The following is a 15,107-nucleotide window of genomic DNA, read 5'->3' on the forward strand; positions in this document are numbered from 1 at the left end:
TGCGTTGGATTCTCTACCTGTGCCTTTGTCGCGCGGCTCAGAAGTAGGAACCGGTTCCGGCGACGGGTGAGCTATCCGTTGGGTCACACTGTGTTTCGGTCGGAAAGCCGGAACACGACCGCGGGGTACCCACGCCGACTACCGAATGAACCGGTGTCTTCGCGGATACCCCGATGAAGGTCGTAGCCCGAGGATACTCAGGAGTCGGATATGTGCCGGAGGGTCCGGGCGGTTCCATGGGCCACCGGCCGCCCGGTCGCGGTCGGCGCCGGAGACCATCGGATCCGACCCGCGGCTGCGATGCGCTCGTCCGGGATCGCGCCCGACCGTTTCCGCTGTTCGGCCCCGCCGTCCGCGCCGTGTCCACGGCTCTCGATGCAGGGAAGCTTCCTCCTGAGAGGCAATTCACGCGCGTGAACTGAAAGAGGATGGATATAAGTGGCACTGTATGATTCGGGGCGGATATTCGCGGTGAAGGGGTCTCGCGTACCTCGTGTCCCGATACCCACGAGTCCGGCTTGCCGGTTTTCGTCGGGGTGGACGAGTAGGATCCCAGCCGGCGCAGCGCGGTCCGTCACGAGCGAGCACCGCGCCGTGTAGCACAGCCCGAACTGGCAGAGGCGGTCCATGACCACAGAGCACGACCCCAACAACCCTTCGGACCTGGAGGCGGCCGAACGCGGCCCCACGGTTCTGCGTATCGCTCTCGGTAGCAGGTTGCGGCGGCTCCGGGAGAGCTGCGGTATCACCCGCGAGGCCGCCGGTGAGCATATCCGCGGGTCGCACGCGAAGATCAGTCGTCTCGAACTCGGTCGGACCGGTTTCAAGGAGCGTGATCTGTGCGACCTGTTGGACCTGTACGGGGTCAGGGACGAGGACAAACGCGCGGTCTACCTGGAATTGATGCGGCAGGCCAACGACCCGGGGTGGTGGCAGCCGTTCAACGATCTGCTGCCCTCCTGGTTCGAGACCTATCTCGGTCTCGAACAGGCCGCCACCACGATCCGCACCTACGAGGCGCAGTTCATCCCCGGCCTGCTGCAAACCCGGGAGTACGCCCGATCGGTGATCGAGCTCGGCAACGAGGGCGAAACCGAGCGTCGGGTACAGATGCGTATGCGACGACAGGAAATCCTCACCCGAACCGCGGCGCCCACCCTGTGGGCGGTGGTGGATGAGAACGCCCTGCACCGGCCGGTGGGTGGATGGGATGTCATGGCCGACCAGATCGAGCATCTTCTCCAGGTGTCGGAGCGGCCCAATGTGAAGATTCAGGTGCTGCCGTATGACGTCGGCGGGCATCCCGCCGCCGGTGGTTCGTTCAGCATTCTCCGCTTTCCGGAGCCGGAGTTGTCCGACATGGTCTATATGGAGCAGCTGACCAGCTCGCTGTACCTGGAAAAGAAGCACGAGGTCGAGCTGTACATGACCGTGATGAACAAACTCAGCGTGACGGCTCTGACGCCGGTGGAGAGTCGCGACTTCCTGCGCAGGTGTCTGGCGAGGATACGCAGTGGCGACAGCGGCAACTGAGTGGCCGCAACGGTGTCGGTCCGGGCACCGAACGGGGAGTGATGTGTGAGCGCCGCTTCGCTCGACCGCCCACGAAAGTTCCACCGACCAGGGGAGCGGCCCCAAGGGCGCTGTCCGTGCTCACGGGGTAGGGGAGAGTGCCGGTGGCCCGGTGCCTCATCGGCACAAGGAGAGAGAGTGGGCAGTCGTTTCCGGGGATCATCCGGTCGACATACCAAAACACCGAGATGGCCGAATCGCCACCGTTTAAATGTAACTACGTAGATATGCGAATCTAAATATAAGATCCCCCTCCCAAAAGAACTCACCTCCACAACCAAATCGGCAAAAAACAACAAGGATGGTAGGAAGGGGGGCGTGTCCGATACTGGTGATATTTCCGGCTCGAGTAGACGTTCTCGCGCGGTCTCCGAAGTAGTCGACCTGGTCAGCACGCTGATTCGGTTCGATACCTCCAATACCGGTGAACTGGCCACCACCAAGGGGGAACGAGAGTGTGCCGAATGGGTTGCGCAGCAGTTGGAGGATGCCGGGTACCGCACCGAGTATGTGGAATCGGGTGCTCCGGGACGCGGTAACGTCTTCGCCCGCCTTCCGGGTGCGGATCCCACTCGTGGGGCATTGATGATGCATGGGCACCTGGATGTCGTGCCGGCACAAGCCCAGGACTGGAGTGTGCACCCGTTCTCGGGTGCGGTACGCGACGGTTATGTCTGGGGGCGCGGTGCGATCGATATGAAGGACATGGTGGGGATGATGCTGGCGCTGGCGCGCCAGTTCAAGATCGAGGACACAGTGCCGCCCCGGGACCTGGTGTTCGCGTTTCTGGCCGATGAGGAGAACGGCGGGAAGTGGGGATCGCACTGGTTGGTGGACAATCGGCCGGATCTCTTCGAGGGCGTCGCTGAGGCGGTGGGGGAGGTGGGTGGTTTCTCGCTCACGGTGCCGCGTCGGGATGGCGGGGAGCGGCGGTTGTATCTGGTGGAGACCGCGGAGAAGGGGCTGGGTTGGATGCGGTTGCGGGCCAAGGCCCGCGCGGGGCACGGGTCCTTTCTGCACGAGGACAATGCGGTAACCATTCTGGCGAGTGCGGTGGCTCGTTTGGGGACCCATACCTTCCCGTTGGTGGTGTCGGATTCGGTGGGGGAGTTCTTGGCGGCGGTGGCCGAGGAGACCGGATTGGCGTTCGATCCCGGTGCTCCCGATATCGATGGGGCGTTGGCGAAATTGGGTTCCATCTCCCGGATCGTCGGGGCCACCCTCCGGGATACGGCCAATCCCACCATGTTGAATGCCGGGTACAAGGCGAATGTGATTCCGCAGACCGCGGAGGCGGTGGTGGACTGTCGGATACTTCCGGGGCGGCAGGCGGCGTTCGAGCGGGAGGTGGACGAGCTCATCGGCCCTGATGTGGAGCGGGAGTGGATCACCAAGCTCGATTCGTATGAGACGACGTTCGATGGGCATCTGGTGGATGCGATGAACGAGGCGATTCTGGCCCATGACCCGCAGGGCCGCACGGTGCCCTACATGTTGTCCGGTGGTACGGATGCGAAGGCCTTCGCGCGGTTGGGGATCCGTTGTTTCGGGTTCGCGCCGTTGCGGCTGCCGCCGGATCTGGACTTCGCGGCGCTGTTTCACGGTGTCGATGAGCGGGTGCCGGTGGCGGCGCTCGAATTCGGCACGAATGTCATGGAACATTTCTTGTTGCACAGCTGATCCGATTCGAAACGAGGAGTTCATGAGCTATAACCCGTACGACGCTTTGCCGCAGCTGCCGTCGTTCACCCTCACCTCCGAGGATGTGACCGATGGTCAACCATTGGGTAATGATCAGGTCAGCGGCATTTTCGGGGCGGGTGGTAAGGATATCTCGCCGCAGCTGAGTTGGTCGGGTTTCCCGGCGGAGACGAAGAGCTTCGCGGTGACGGTGTACGACCCGGATGCGCCGACGGCGTCGGGTTTCTGGCATTGGGCGGTGGCCGATATTCCGGTTTCGGTGACGTCGTTGCCGGCGGGTGCGGGTAGCGAGGGTGGCTCGTTGCCGGCAGGTGCGGTGACATTGCGCAATGATGCGGGTCGGACTGGGTACATCGGGGCGGCGCCGCCGGCGGGTCATGGTCCGCATCGGTATTTCTTCGTGGTGCATGCGGTGGATGTGGAGTCGTTGGGTCTTTCCTCCGATGCCACGCCGGCGTTCCTCGGTTTCAACCTGTTCCAGCATGCCGTGGCGCGGGCGACGTTGGTGGGCACCTACGAGCAGAAGTAGCGGTCTTCGTCGGTACGGAGATGGTGTGGCCCCTGGAGTGTGATGGCTTCAGGGGCCACGGCTTTTCGGTCGCTGGGTTCGGTTGGGAGAAAATCGCCTACCGTGCGGTTTCAGTTGTGTTGTCCGGGTTGTGTGGCCGTTTCTGTTCGGTGGGGTGTGTGGTCCATGGTGTCGATGGTGGGGAGGAGGTGGCCGCGGCGTAGGCGTTTGGCGGTGAGGTATTCGGCGGCGCGAACGCTGAGGGGTGGGGTGAGTAGGGGGATTCGGGTGACGGTGAGGCCGGCGTGTTCGAGTTGTGCGATTTTGTCCGGGTTGTTGGTGAGTAGTCGGACGGCGGTGAGGCCGAGGTCGCGCAGGCTGGCGGCGGCGTGTTTGTAGGTGCGGTCGTCGGCGGGGTAGCCGAGGTGTTCGTAGCTGCGGAAGGTGTCGGCGCCGGTGCGTTCGCTTTCGTGGTAGCCCAGTGCTTTGACGAGGAGGCCGGCGCCGCGGCCTTCTTGTTCGAGGTAGACCAGGATTCCGGCGCCGGCGTCCTGGATGAGGTCGAGTGAGGTGGTGAGTTCGGGTCCGCAGTCGCAGTCCTGGGAGCCGAGTGCTTCGCCGTAGAGGCAGCGGGAGTGGACGCGGACCAGGCAGTTGTTTTCGGGTTCGCCGAAGACGAGGACGTGGCCGTATTGGGGGCCGCCGTGGACTTCCAGGACGCGGACCTGGATGTCATGGCCGTTGCGGGTGAGTCGGTGCACGGTGTCGCCATGAGACGCCGGTGTGCTCAATGCTCCTCCGGGGGAGTATGTGATCGGGCTGGGTCACTGGTCTGTGGTGTCCGGTTTCGGATAGCCGGGGGTGAGTGTCGCGTTTATGGGGAGTCTTTCGAGGCGAGCCTGATGATTCGGTCGATGTCGCCGGCCTGTGGCATGGCGCCGGGGACGTCTCCGAAGGATTGTGTCGCGACCATTGCGGCTGTTGCCCAGGCGAAGTCTTTTTCGTCGGCGGGGCGGCGTGATGAGAGGAGACGATACGCCAGGGCGGCGGAGAATGCGGCTCGGGCGCCGGGTGAGTCGGTCAGGACGGCGGGGAAGCGGGGGATGTCGAGGTCGAGTCGGTCGGAGCGGACTGTGCAGGCGAAATCGTCGGTGACGCAGACGGTTTTGACGCCGAGGGTGCGGAGTTGTCGGGCGATGTGTGCGCCGGAGGTGGCAGCGACCTCGGGGACCATGGCGTCAAGTTCCCAGGTGGAGCCGGTGAGGTAGTCGACGGCGCCGAGGTAGCGGTAGAGGGTTTGGGGTGCGGTGATGGGGGGTGCGGGGTGGACGATGAGCAGTGGGGGGTCGGGGAGGGCGCGCACGGTGGCCATGATGTGTTCGATCACGGGTAGGGGGTGTTCGAAGGTGAGGAGTACGGCGTCGGTGTCGGTGATGGCGGAGTGGGCGTCGGGGCCGGTGAGGTCGTGTTCGCCGAGTTGGATGCGGTCGTCGGTGCAGCCGATGGCGCTGGTGACGCCGGTGGGGGTGATCATGAGGGCGGTGATGGGTGTGGTGGCGTGGGGGACGACTTTGACGAGGTCGGTGTCGATGTTTTCGGTGTGGAGGTAGTCGAGGATGCGGTGGCCGGCTTCGTCGTCGCCGACGGCGGTGATGAGGCGGACGTGGAGGCCGAGGCGGGCGGCGGCGACGGCGCGGTTGAGTCCTTTGCCGCCGGGGTGGGCGGTGAAGCCGCCGCGGGTGGAGGTTCCGGGGGTGGGGATGCGGTCGACGCGGTAGATGTGGTCGATGACGGCGTGACCGATGACGGTGAGGGTGCCGGGGGTGGGTGTGGTGTCGGTGGTTGGTGGGGTGCGGGGGTGGGTGTGGTGTTCGTGGGTGTGGTGGGGGGTGTCGGAGGCGAGGAGGGCGGCGAGTGCGGTGAAGGCGCGGCGTTCGGGGGTGGCGCGTAGGGAGCGGACGGTGGGTGCGGGTGGGATGAGTTCGGCGCCGGCGATTTCGTGTAGTCGTCGCCAGTGGGTGGTGAGGTATTCGCGTCGTTCGCCGAGGTCTTGGGCGTAGAGGCGGTTGAGGTCGATGTCGGCGGGGGCGTTGTCGCGGAGGAGTCCGAGGGCGAGTTCGGCGTCGGTGACGATGCGGTGGGTGGTGGGGAGGTGGCGGGCGAGTTGGGTGATGACGGTGGGGACGGCGTCGTGGGGGTCGATGCCGGTGCGGCGGGCGTGGTTGCGGACGGCGGGGAGGTCGAGGAGGGGGCCGATGTCGATTTCGGTGGTGCGGAGGCGTTCGGGGCTGAGGCCGGAGCGTTTGCACAGTCGGGTGAGGATGTTGCGGACGGCGATGGTGGCTGCCGTGTCCTGGTGGGGGGCCATCTCACCTGCTTTCTGCGCGGGTTGGGTGGGAATGTGGTTTACGCCCGGTGGTTTTGGCAATTACCATAGTGTAGTGGCAAATGACATTCGGCATCCCGGCAAATGACACGCGGGATGGCGTTTACCGCTCAGTCGGATGACCGGGAGGGGCCTGTGATGATCTTCGAGTCGATGTTTCGCGGTCACTGTGTCTATGCCTCCGCCGATCGACCCGTAAGTGATCCGGATGCGTCCCGAATGGGGGCGCTGTAGAAGCGCCTTCGAAGCTCCCATTCCGCTCCGCACGAGGGCAGCGATGCCGTGTCGGCCGGTTTCGGCTCGGTCTCGGTGCCGGTGTTCGTCAGGAGGCAGCTGTGACCATCTACATCACCGACTGGTTCATGACCAGCGATATCACCCCCGAAACGGCAGGTCGTTCGTTCACCGATTCGAGTGAGTGGCGGCTGAGTTGGTTGCCGGAGCGAAGCGTGTCGTTCGCGCAGGCCCGCGCCGGTATGGAATTGGACGAGATCGTCAGCGATCCGGCTTCGGTTCACGACCGGGTGGCGTTGGCCCGCGCTGTGCAATGCGCGGATGTCCTCGGCATTCTGTGGGAGCAGGCCGTGGTGCGGCTCTACAAGCGGATGATGGGCCGGAACCCGGTCGAGGCGGGTTCCGGCCGTTCGGTGCCGCCGTATGTGGCGGGTTGAGTGGCGTACGAGCCGAAGCTCGGGGCGTTATGTTCCCGAGCTCGGTTGCCGTTTGGGGTGTGCTGCGCCGACGGCGTCGGCGAGGGTGCGGTAGCCGCCGGCGCGTAGTCGTTCGGCGATGCCGCGGTGGAGACGTTTGGTCCAGAACGGGCCGCCGTAGATGAAGCCGGTGTAGCCCTGGAGCAGGGAAGCGCCGGCCAGGATTCGTTCCCAGGCCTGGTCTGCGGTTTCGATTCCGCCGACGGAGACCAGTGTCAGTCGGTCACCGACTCGGGCGTACAGTCGGCGCAGCACTTCGAGGGATCGTTGGGCGACCGGGGGTCCGGACAGTCCTCCGGCGCCGATCTCGGTGACGGTGGTCGGGTCGGTGCGCAGGCCGTCGCGGCCGATGGTGGTGTTGGTGGCGACGATGCCGGCCAGTCCCATGTCGACGGCGAGGTCGGCGACGGCGTCGATGTCCTCGTCGGACAGGTCGGGTGCGATTTTCACCAGGACGGGCACGTCGACGCTGTCGAGTACGGCCTGCAGGACCGGCCGCAGTGCCTGTACCGCCTGTAGGTCGCGCAGTCCGGGGGTGTTGGGGGAGCTGACGTTGACGACGACGAAATCGGCGAGCGGTCCGAGTTCTCGGGCGCTGGCGGAGTAGTCGTCGGCGGCCGCGGCGGCGTCGACGATCTTGGTTTTGCCGATATTGGCGCCGATGGGGATGGTGTGGGTGCGGCGGGCCCGCAGTCGGTCGGCGGCCGTGGCGGCACCGTCGTTGTTGAAGCCCATCCGGTTGATCAGGGCCCGGTCGGCGGGTAGGCGGAACAATCGTGGGGCCGGGTTGCCGGGTTGGGCCTGTGCGGTGACGGTGCCGATTTCGGCGAATCCGAATCCGAGGGCGCCCCAGGCGTCGACGCCGGCGGCGTTCTTGTCGAATCCGGCGGCCAGGCCGAAGGGGGCGGGGAATTCGACTCCGAAGACGGTGGTGCGCAGGATGTCGTCGTCGGTGGCGAGGATGCGTCGGATCACGGCGCGTAGGGGGGCGACGGCGGTGACGGCGCGGATGAGGGTGAAGATGAGGTGGTGGATGCGTTCCGGTGGGATCGCAAACATTACCCGCAGGAGGAGCCGGTACAGCATCATAGCTCCGTGGCGTGCCCGTTCGGGCTGGTCAAGCTGTTTTTGCGGCGGCGCAGCAGGACTCTGCGGCTGCCGTCGGTGTAGGCGCGGACCCGGGAGAGTTCCCACCCGCCGAATTCGGCCTGGATGGCCAGCCGCATGGAGGCGGTGACCCGGGTGACGTCCGGGGGCAGCCGCAGCGGTATGTATTCGTAGTCGTCGCTACTGGTGTCCCAGCCGGCCGGAAGTGCCGTCCGCGAACTCGCTGCCATCACTGCCCTCTCTTCCGCTCGTCCGCGCGGATCCGTTGCAGGCCGTCTCCGGCCGCGGATCCGACGAACAGATCGCCGGTGGTGTCGTCGACGGTCACCGAGGTCGGTTGTCCGACGGTGGGGAAACGCCCCACTTGTTCCGGTATACCCGTCGACAGGTCGTAGCCGACGACTTCATTGCTCTGCGTGCACGTCACCCACACGGTGTCCGACCGTTGGTCGTAGGCGAGCGCATAAGGCGAAGATCCTACCGGGTATCGCTGACGGAGGACGAGTGGCTCGGTGGTGAAGACCAAGAGTTGGCCGCCGTCGGGGTCGGTGACGACGACCCGGCCGAACGGGTCGTCGAGGATCTGTGCGGCGCCGTCGTCGGCGCGCAGCATCAGCCCGGGGCGTTGTTGGGTGGGATCGATTTCGGTGACGGCGCTCTGGTGGCGGTCGAGTACGGCCAGGGTGTCGCCGGTGACGGCGATGCCGTCGGCGGAGACCAGGCCGCGGATGGTGTGTCGGATCCGGCCGTCGGGTTCGAGGACGTGGACGGTGCCGTCGGCGAGGCCGGTGACGAGGCTTCCGTCGGGGCGGGAGCGCACGGAGCGGAGGTCGCCGTCGACGGGGATCTCGGTGACGGTGTGGGCGGCGGCGTCGATGCGCAGGATTCGTCCGGGGGCGGCGGCGAGGATTTCGCCGGGCTGTCCCGGTGTGATGGAGGCGGCGGGGGCGGGGAGGTGGATCGGATGGTTGGTCGGAGGGTCGGTGGCGGGGTTCAGGAGGGTCAGGGTGGTGCCGGTGGGGTCGAGAGCGGCCAGGGTCGCGGTGCCGGGTTCGCTGATCAATGCGGTGATCGGGGTGGCGGTCGGGGTGATGTGTCCGGCCGGGGGGACGGTAGCGGGGGCGAGTGCGGGTGTGGCCGGTTCCCGGGTGGGTACGTCGGGACCGGTATCGCCGGCGGAGCAGCCGGTGAGTACGACGATGGCGGCGGTGACCGCCAGATGGGCCGCAATCCCGCCCCGTGGCCGCATATGTCGTTCCTTCCGTCGACGACCTCCGTTGTGTTCGTTCATCTGACCATGTCGCCGGTGGCGGGTGGTCGGGGGGTGGTATGGGCGTGGCGGGGTGGCGGTCTCGGGTGAGGGCGTTACGGTACGAATCGGACAGTGTCGAGGGTCAGGAGTTCCGGATGCGCGCAGACCATGGTTCGGGATTTTCCGTCGATGATGTGACCACCGGTCCGTTCGCGCACGGGTTCGGCAGGACCGAGGACGGGTGTTCGTTCGCGTTTCGTACGGTGCGGTCGACGCTGTTGTTGGAGGTTTATCGCGCGGATCTGGGCACCGATGTTCCGGCTCCGGAGGATGTGGTGGCGGTGGCCGAGGCGCGGGTGACCGATATCGATCTCGATGATGCGCGCAGTGTGGTGGCGTTGGTGCGGGATCTGGTGGCGGTCGCGGCGCCGGTGTCGCGGGGTCACAATGTGCCCACGGTGCGGGCTCTGTTGGCCCGGATCGGGTCGGCCTACCGTAAGTGATGGAATGTGGTTGTGATGCGCAACATATCTGTTCTCCGTCCGTCGCGTGGCGGTCGGGTGGTGGCCGCTGTGCTTGCCGCCGTGGTCGGTGCGGCCGTGGCGGGGTGTGGCTCCGGGGTGGACGAGGAGGCGGTGGCCGCGGCTCGTTCGTCGGCGCGGGCGGCGTTGTCGTCGTCGGCGGCGGCGACGTCCAGTGCGTTGGCTGCGCGGGTGGTGCCGTCGGCGGCCGAGTTGGATGCGCAGATCAAACGGGCTCTGGATCCTGCGTTGCCGGATGATGAGCGCACCGCGTTGATCGAGGACGGTGAGGCGTTTCGGGATGCGATCCCGGATATGTACAAGGCGTTGCGGGACAATCCGCGTGCCGTGTACGGGGTGACCGAGCCGGTGTTCGACAATCACGACGGCACGTTGACCGCGACGTTGCGGTTGGACAAGGACGGTACCGGGACGGCGGTGCGTACGACGGTGGTGCATTTCGTGTATGTCGACGGGCGGTGGAAGTTGTCGCGTACGGATCTGTGCGGGATTCTGCGGTCGGCCGACTATCGCACGGCCGCGTGCGGTTAGATCCCGGATAGTCGCTCGTGTTCGCGTCGTTGTCGTATCGGTGGGGTTGTTTGGTGTACCGGCACCGGGTTGCGGTGTTGGTGGTGTTCGTGATCGCGGTGGCCTGTTCGGGGTTGTTCGGTCGCGATCTGTCGGGTCGGATGAGCCAGGAGGGGTGGTTCGACGAGTCGAGTGAGTCGGTGGCGGCGTCGAAGTTGGCCGACGCCACCTTCGGGCGGGACACCGATAGCGATGTGGTGTTGCTCTACACCGCTCCGCCGGGGCGTACCGTCGACGATCCGCAGGTGCGGGAGGCGGTGACCGCGCAGTTGCGGGGGTTGTTGCAGCGGTATCCCGACCGGGTGCTCAAGATCGATAGCTACTGGGACAGTGGGTTGGCCGGGCAGTTCGCCGACGAGTCGCGCACCCATGCGTTCGCCAGTGTGGGGTTGCGCGGTGACGGTGGTGCCATCGTCGAGAACTATCTGGCGATAAAACCGGAGCTCGCCGCGCACGGTCCGGGTAGCGGTCCGGGTGGGACGACGGTGCAGTTGGCGGGATTGCAGCCGGTGGCGGAGGGCATCAACATCGGGATGCAGCAGGATATCCGGCGCGCCGAGATGATCGCGTTGCCGCTGGTGGCGATCCTGTTGTATTTCGTTTTCGGGGGGGTGATCGCGGCGCTGTTGCCGGTGGTGGTCGGTGGGATGACGATCCTGGGCAGTCAGGGCATCATGCGGGTGCTCGCCGACCATATCGAGGTCAATGTGTTCGCCAGTGCCGTGGTGACGTTGGTGAGTTTGGGGTTGGCGATCGATTACGGGTTGTTCACGGTGACCCGGTTCCGGGAGGAGTTGGCGGCGGGTCGTGGGGTGGGGGAGGCGACCGCTCGTACCGTGGCCACGTCCGGGCGGACGGTGTTGTTCTCGGCGGCGATCATCGTGGTCAGTCTCGGTGCGTTGTTGATCTACCCGAACGGGGTGTTGCGGTCGGTGCCCTACGGGGGGATCAGTTCGGTGTTGTTGGCGGCGTTGTTGTCGGTGTCGGCGTTGCCGGCGATGTTGGGGATCGTCGGGGACCGGATCGATCTGTGGGGGTGGCGACGGTTCACCCGGATGAAGACCGTCGCCGAGATCGATCGTGGGTTCTTTTCCCGGTTGGCGGTGCGGGCGATGGCGCGGCCGTGGGTGACGATCGTACCGATCGTGGTGGGGTTGGCGGTGTTGATCGTGCCGTTTCGGCAGATCGAGTTCGGGGGGTTGAGCGAGCGTTATCTGGCGGCGGACAATCCGGCTCGGGTGGCGCAGGAACGGTTCGACGAGCTGTTTCCGGGTTTCCGTACCGAGCCGTTGAAGTTGGTGGTGGTGGGTGCGGATGCGGCGCAGTTGGGGGAGATCCGGTTGCAGGCCAATCATGCGCCCGGTTTGACCGGTCCGTTCGAGGCGGCCGCTCCCACGCGGGACGGGATCAATGTGTTGGCGGCGGGGTTGGTGGACGAGCGGGCGGCCGATACCGCGATCGCGGTGTTGCGGTCGATCGAGGAGCCGGAGGGGGTGCAGATCATGGTGGCGGGGGTGCCGGCGTTGGAGCGGGACAGTATTCACGGTCTCATCGAGGGTTTGCCGGTGTTGGCGGCGATCCTGTTGGCGGCGGCGTTGGGGTTGTTGTATGCGGCGTTTCGGTCGTGGGTGTTGGCGGTGAAGGCGATTGTCATGTCGGTGTTGAGTTTGGCTTCTACGCTCGGCATCCTGACCTGGGTTTTCGTCGAGGGGCACGGGGCGGGGGTGTTCGAGTTCACGCCTGGTCCGTTGATGTTCGCGGTGTTGGTGTTGATCGTGACGGTGTTGTTCGGGCTGTCCACCGACTATGAGGTGTTCTTGTTGTCTCGGGTGGTGGAGGCGCGGGCTGCCGGTGCGGATCCGCCGGAGGCGATCCGATACGGGATCGCGCACACCGGTGGGGTGATCACATCGGCGGCGGCGATTCTGATCGTGGTGACGGGCGCGTTCGGGTTTTCCGATCTGGTGTTGATGAAGTACATCGCCTACGGCATGATCGCGGCGCTGGTGCTGGATGCCACCGTGATCCGGATGTTGCTCACCCCGGCGGTGTTGCGGCTGGTGTGGCGTCCAGTTCGGCGGTGAGGGTTGGCCTGTGATGTGGCGGGCGTGGGGGGCCAGGAATTCGATGAGGCCGGCCACGTCTTCGGGGCGGCCCGGGCGTTTGTCGTGGGTGGTTGCGATCAACTGTGCGCGGCGTTCGTCGGTGAGTGTGCCCTGGAAGAAGTCGGTGTCTTCGATGTAGGCGGGTGAAACGACGTTGACCGTCGTTCCTTTCGGCGCCAGTTCGGCCGAAAGACCCGCCGATCGGGCGGCCAGGGCGGCTTTGGCCGCGCCGTAGGAGGGTGAGGCGTATTCGGCGCCGATCGAGCCGGCATTGATCACCGCACTGCCGGGGCGGAGGCGGTCGCGTAGGGCCGAGGTGATCGGTACCGCGGTGAGCAGATTCGCCGATAGGTTGGTGTTCCATTGCGCCGCGAGGTCTTTCAACGATTTCGGTGGGGCCGGTGAGGTCGGTGTTCGCGCCGGCCATGTTGACCAGGACGTCCGCGCCGTCGCCGAGTTGTGCGGCGAAGGCCTCGACGCTCGCGGGTGCGCTCGCATCGCATTCGATGCCGATGATCCCCAGGTCGGTTGCGGTTTTTCGGACGCGGTTCGAGCGTCCGGTGATCACCATGTGCTCTTCGGCTTCGGCGAAGCGCCGCAGCACCCGATCTGGAGCCTCGCCCGATTGTCGCCGCGGGGTCGCGGACGGCGACACCGGTGGGGTATCGCTGCGTGGATGGTCGAGGACCCCCGCCGGATACCGCATGTTCGTGACAACGGCTCTGCGGACCGTCGAGGTGGTGCGCCCGATTTTGGAAACGCAGCGTTGCTATCATGCGGACATGATGTTTCCAAACTTTTGTGAAGGGCGGTCGGAATGTTCCTAGCCCTTCGGGAACTGCGCTTCGCCTGGGTCAGATTCACCCTGGTCGGCGCGGTGATCTCGTTGATAGCCGTTCTGATGGTCATGCTGTCCGGCTTCTCTCAGGGACTGGTCCGTGACGGCGTGTCCGGACTGCAACAGCTGCCGGTCACCTCCTTCGCGTTCGCGCCGGGAATACACACCGATTCGGCGTTTTCCCGCAGCGTTGTCGACAAGGACGCGGTGGACGAGTGGGCCGCGCAGCCCGGAGTCGAGCACGCCGCACCCTTCGGTAACACGTTGATCAACGCGCACAGTGATGCCGGTGTCGACATCGATCTCGCGCTGTTCGGTGTGCAACCGGATTCATTCCTCGCCCCCGACGTGGCCGTCGGAGAGCGGTTGGGTGCCGCGGACGGCATCGTGGTCAGCGAAACCGCGATCGAGAAGGGACTCGAGATCGGCGACGTCGTCACCGTCGACCGGGTCGGTACGCGACTGACGGTGGTGGGCGCACTCGCCGGCCAACACACCTACGGCCACGTGGACGTCGCCTATGTGCCGCTGCCCATATGGCAGGAGATCCGATCCGGAGTCAAGCCCGGCGATCCCGTGCCCGCACACGTCCACCGCGAGATCACCGCTGTCGCCGTGCAGGCGACGAACCCCGATCTGGACCTCGGCGCCGGTGACGAGGCGGCCGGTACGAAAAGCCTCACACTGGCGAAGTCGTTCGACGCCTCGCCCGGCTACAGCGCGGAAACGCTGACCCTCACCATGATCCAGGTCTTCCTGTACGCCATCTCGGCATTGGTCGTCGGCGCGTTCTTCACGGTGTGGACCATCCAGCGACGGCAAGAACTCGCCGTATTGCGTGCGATGGGCGCACCCACCGGATACCTCCTGCGTGACGGACTCACCCAGGCGCTGATCATCCTGGTGCTCGCGGTGCTGGTGGGGGTGGGGGTGGGCGTCGGTCTGGGCGGCCTGATGGTCTCCGCCGTCCCGTTCGCGCTGACCTTCTCCGCCGTCGGGTCGGCCGCCGCGCTACTCGTCGTCCTCGGCCTGGTCGGGTCGGCCGCCGCCATCATCCGGATCGCCGCCGTCGATCCGCTCATCGCTTTGGGAGGTAGCCGATGACCGGCACAACTGTCGACGACCCCGACCAGGGTGGTCTGGTGATGCGCGAGGTCACCCTGCGGTTCGGTGACGGTGACGAGACCGTGGTGGCACTCGACAATGTTTCGCTGACGGTCGCTCCCGGCGAATTCGTGGCGGTTGTCGGCCCGTCCGGGTCCGGGAAGTCGAGCATGCTGGCCGTGGCCGGCGCGCTGACCCGGCCCGATTCCGGAACGGTCACCGTGGCCGGCCGGGATATGACCGTCCCCTCCCGCAGAGCGCGGGCCCGCCTGCGCCGGGATCTGGTCGGCTTCGTCTTCCAGTCCGGCAACCTCATCCCCGCCCTGACCGCCGTCGACCAGCTGCGACTGCCCACGAGGTTCGGCCCGAAGACGACCGTTCGGGACCCGCACCGGCTACTGGCCGAAGTGGGACTGGAGCAGAAGGCGAACCGGCGACCACACCAGCTTTCCGGCGGTGAGCGGCAACGTGTGGGCATCGCCCGTGCCCTGATCACCGCGCCGACACTGCTTCTGGTGGACGAGCCGACCGCCGCACTGGATCGGACCCGCAGCCAGGAAGTGGTGGAACTGCTCGCGAAGGAGACCCGTACACACAATGCCGCGACCGTCATGGTCACCCACGACCACGACGTGTTGAGTCATTGCGACAGTGTGTACGAGATGATCGACGGGAAGCTGACGCGGATCGACTGACCCGCCACACCGACCGA

14 protein-coding genes and 1 pseudogene are annotated in these 15,107 nt (G+C 65.9%); 9 read left to right on the forward strand and 6 right to left on the reverse strand.

Annotated elements, in window-relative coordinates; translation table 11 throughout:
* The first annotated feature begins 627 nt into the window (after nt 1-627).
* The 3 genes from ON32_RS19270 (at nt 628) to ON32_RS19280 (ending at nt 3,802) form a co-directional block, all read left to right on the forward strand.
* Nucleotides 628-1,533, forward strand: a complete 906-nt coding sequence (locus ON32_RS19270; protein ID WP_051133464.1) for a Sco1979 family transcriptional regulator — start codon at nt 628-630, stop codon at nt 1,531-1,533.
* 357 nt (nt 1,534-1,890) lie between these two features.
* On the forward strand, nt 1,891-3,252 hold the full coding sequence (locus tag ON32_RS19275; protein ID WP_051133465.1) for a M20/M25/M40 family metallo-hydrolase: 1,362 nt from the start codon (nt 1,891-1,893) through the stop codon (nt 3,250-3,252).
* A gap of 22 nt (nt 3,253-3,274) precedes the next feature.
* Nucleotides 3,275-3,802, forward strand: a complete 528-nt coding sequence (locus ON32_RS19280; protein WP_040792386.1) for a YbhB/YbcL family Raf kinase inhibitor-like protein — start codon at nt 3,275-3,277, stop codon at nt 3,800-3,802.
* Between the two features lie 110 nt (nt 3,803-3,912).
* Here the strand turns inward: ON32_RS19280 and ON32_RS19285 are convergent, their stop codons facing one another.
* Together ON32_RS19285 and ON32_RS19290 are read right to left on the reverse strand one after the other, a co-directional pair.
* The gene (locus ON32_RS19285) at nt 3,913-4,572 is read right to left on the reverse strand and encodes a GTP cyclohydrolase II (protein ID WP_040792387.1); all 660 of its coding nucleotides are present in this window, start codon (nt 4,570-4,572) and stop codon (nt 3,913-3,915) included.
* A gap of 83 nt (nt 4,573-4,655) precedes the next feature.
* Nucleotides 4,656-6,209 carry a PfkB family carbohydrate kinase gene (locus ON32_RS19290; protein WP_245551154.1) on the reverse strand — a complete coding sequence of 518 codons (1,554 nt, stop codon included), beginning with the start codon at nt 6,207-6,209 and terminating at the stop codon, nt 4,656-4,658.
* 293 nt (nt 6,210-6,502) lie between these two features.
* On the opposite strand from ON32_RS19290, the gene ON32_RS19295 reads away from it, so the two are divergent.
* Nucleotides 6,503-6,838, forward strand: coding sequence for a hypothetical protein (locus ON32_RS19295; RefSeq protein ID WP_174361653.1), 336 nt, complete (start codon nt 6,503-6,505; stop codon nt 6,836-6,838).
* Between the two features lie 27 nt (nt 6,839-6,865).
* Here ON32_RS19295 and ON32_RS19300 read toward each other — a convergent pair whose 3' ends face one another.
* Genes ON32_RS19300 through ON32_RS19310 form a run of 3 tightly spaced genes read right to left on the reverse strand, consistent with a single transcriptional unit; the run spans nt 6,866 to nt 9,233 of the window.
* Nucleotides 6,866-7,960: a quinone-dependent dihydroorotate dehydrogenase gene (locus tag ON32_RS19300; RefSeq protein WP_040792579.1), complete on the reverse strand. Its 1,095-nt coding sequence runs from the start codon at nt 7,958-7,960 to the stop codon at nt 6,866-6,868.
* 2 nt (nt 7,961-7,962) lie between these two features.
* Nucleotides 7,963-8,214 (reverse strand): DUF5703 family protein, encoded by a 252-nt coding sequence (locus tag ON32_RS19305; protein ID WP_040792389.1) that lies wholly within the window; start codon nt 8,212-8,214, stop codon nt 7,963-7,965.
* Nucleotides 8,214-9,233 carry an SMP-30/gluconolactonase/LRE family protein gene (locus ON32_RS19310; RefSeq protein ID WP_040792580.1) on the reverse strand — a complete coding sequence of 340 codons (1,020 nt, stop codon included), beginning with the start codon at nt 9,231-9,233 and terminating at the stop codon, nt 8,214-8,216. The genes ON32_RS19305 and ON32_RS19310 overlap by 1 nt, the downstream gene beginning before the upstream one ends.
* Nucleotides 9,234-9,391: 158 nt before the next feature.
* Between ON32_RS19310 and ON32_RS19315 the strand changes: the two genes are divergently transcribed.
* Genes ON32_RS19315 through ON32_RS19325 form a run of 3 tightly spaced genes read left to right on the forward strand, consistent with a single transcriptional unit; the run spans nt 9,392 to nt 12,432 of the window.
* Nucleotides 9,392-9,739: a hypothetical protein gene (locus ON32_RS19315; protein ID WP_040792390.1), complete on the forward strand. Its 348-nt coding sequence runs from the start codon at nt 9,392-9,394 to the stop codon at nt 9,737-9,739.
* A 15-nt stretch (nt 9,740-9,754) separates the two neighbouring features.
* Nucleotides 9,755-10,309, forward strand: a complete 555-nt coding sequence (locus tag ON32_RS19320; protein ID WP_040792391.1) for a WKL family lipoprotein — start codon at nt 9,755-9,757, stop codon at nt 10,307-10,309.
* Between the two features lie 53 nt (nt 10,310-10,362).
* Nucleotides 10,363-12,432 (forward strand): MMPL family transporter, encoded by a 2,070-nt coding sequence (locus tag ON32_RS19325; RefSeq protein WP_245551187.1) that lies wholly within the window; start codon nt 10,363-10,365, stop codon nt 12,430-12,432.
* Nucleotides 12,433-12,495: 63 nt separating this feature from the next.
* Here the strand turns inward: ON32_RS19325 and ON32_RS30875 are convergent.
* A pseudogene (locus ON32_RS30875) lies at nt 12,496-12,951 on the reverse strand (SDR family oxidoreductase); the annotation flags it as partial.
* A 319-nt stretch (nt 12,952-13,270) separates the two neighbouring features.
* Here ON32_RS30875 and ON32_RS19335 point away from each other — a divergent pair.
* Both ON32_RS19335 and ON32_RS19340 read left to right on the forward strand, forming a co-directional pair.
* Nucleotides 13,271-14,395 carry an ABC transporter permease gene (locus tag ON32_RS19335; RefSeq protein WP_040792394.1) on the forward strand — a complete coding sequence of 375 codons (1,125 nt, stop codon included), beginning with the start codon at nt 13,271-13,273 and terminating at the stop codon, nt 14,393-14,395.
* Nucleotides 14,392-15,090: an ABC transporter ATP-binding protein gene (locus ON32_RS19340; RefSeq protein ID WP_040792395.1), complete on the forward strand. Its 699-nt coding sequence runs from the start codon at nt 14,392-14,394 to the stop codon at nt 15,088-15,090. The genes ON32_RS19335 and ON32_RS19340 overlap by 4 nt, the downstream gene beginning before the upstream one ends.
* Nucleotides 15,091-15,107 lie beyond the last annotated feature (17 nt).

Origin of the sequence: Nocardia paucivorans NBRC 100373 (genome assembly GCF_000308675.1) — a bacterium.
In the GTDB taxonomy this organism is placed as follows: domain Bacteria; phylum Actinomycetota; class Actinomycetes; order Mycobacteriales; family Mycobacteriaceae; genus Nocardia; species Nocardia paucivorans.

Excerpts from the sequence above, each read along its gene's own strand:
- ON32_RS19335 (WP_040792394.1), top strand. The coding sequence starts at position 13,271 with ATGTTCCTAGCCCTTCGGGAACTGCGCTTCGCCTGGGTCAGATTCACC.
- ON32_RS19305 (WP_040792389.1), bottom strand. The coding sequence starts at position 8,214 with ATGGCAGCGAGTTCGCGGACGGCACTTCCGGCCGGCTGGGACACCAGT.
- ON32_RS19310 (WP_040792580.1), bottom strand. The coding sequence starts at position 9,233 with ATGCGGCCACGGGGCGGGATTGCGGCCCATCTGGCGGTCACCGCCGCC.
- ON32_RS19320 (WP_040792391.1), top strand. The coding sequence starts at position 9,755 with ATGCGCAACATATCTGTTCTCCGTCCGTCGCGTGGCGGTCGGGTGGTG.
- ON32_RS19315 (WP_040792390.1), top strand. The coding sequence starts at position 9,392 with ATGCGCGCAGACCATGGTTCGGGATTTTCCGTCGATGATGTGACCACC.
- ON32_RS19270 (WP_051133464.1), top strand. The coding sequence starts at position 628 with ATGACCACAGAGCACGACCCCAACAACCCTTCGGACCTGGAGGCGGCC.
- ON32_RS19280 (WP_040792386.1), top strand. The coding sequence starts at position 3,275 with ATGAGCTATAACCCGTACGACGCTTTGCCGCAGCTGCCGTCGTTCACC.
- ON32_RS19340 (WP_040792395.1), top strand. The coding sequence starts at position 14,392 with ATGACCGGCACAACTGTCGACGACCCCGACCAGGGTGGTCTGGTGATG.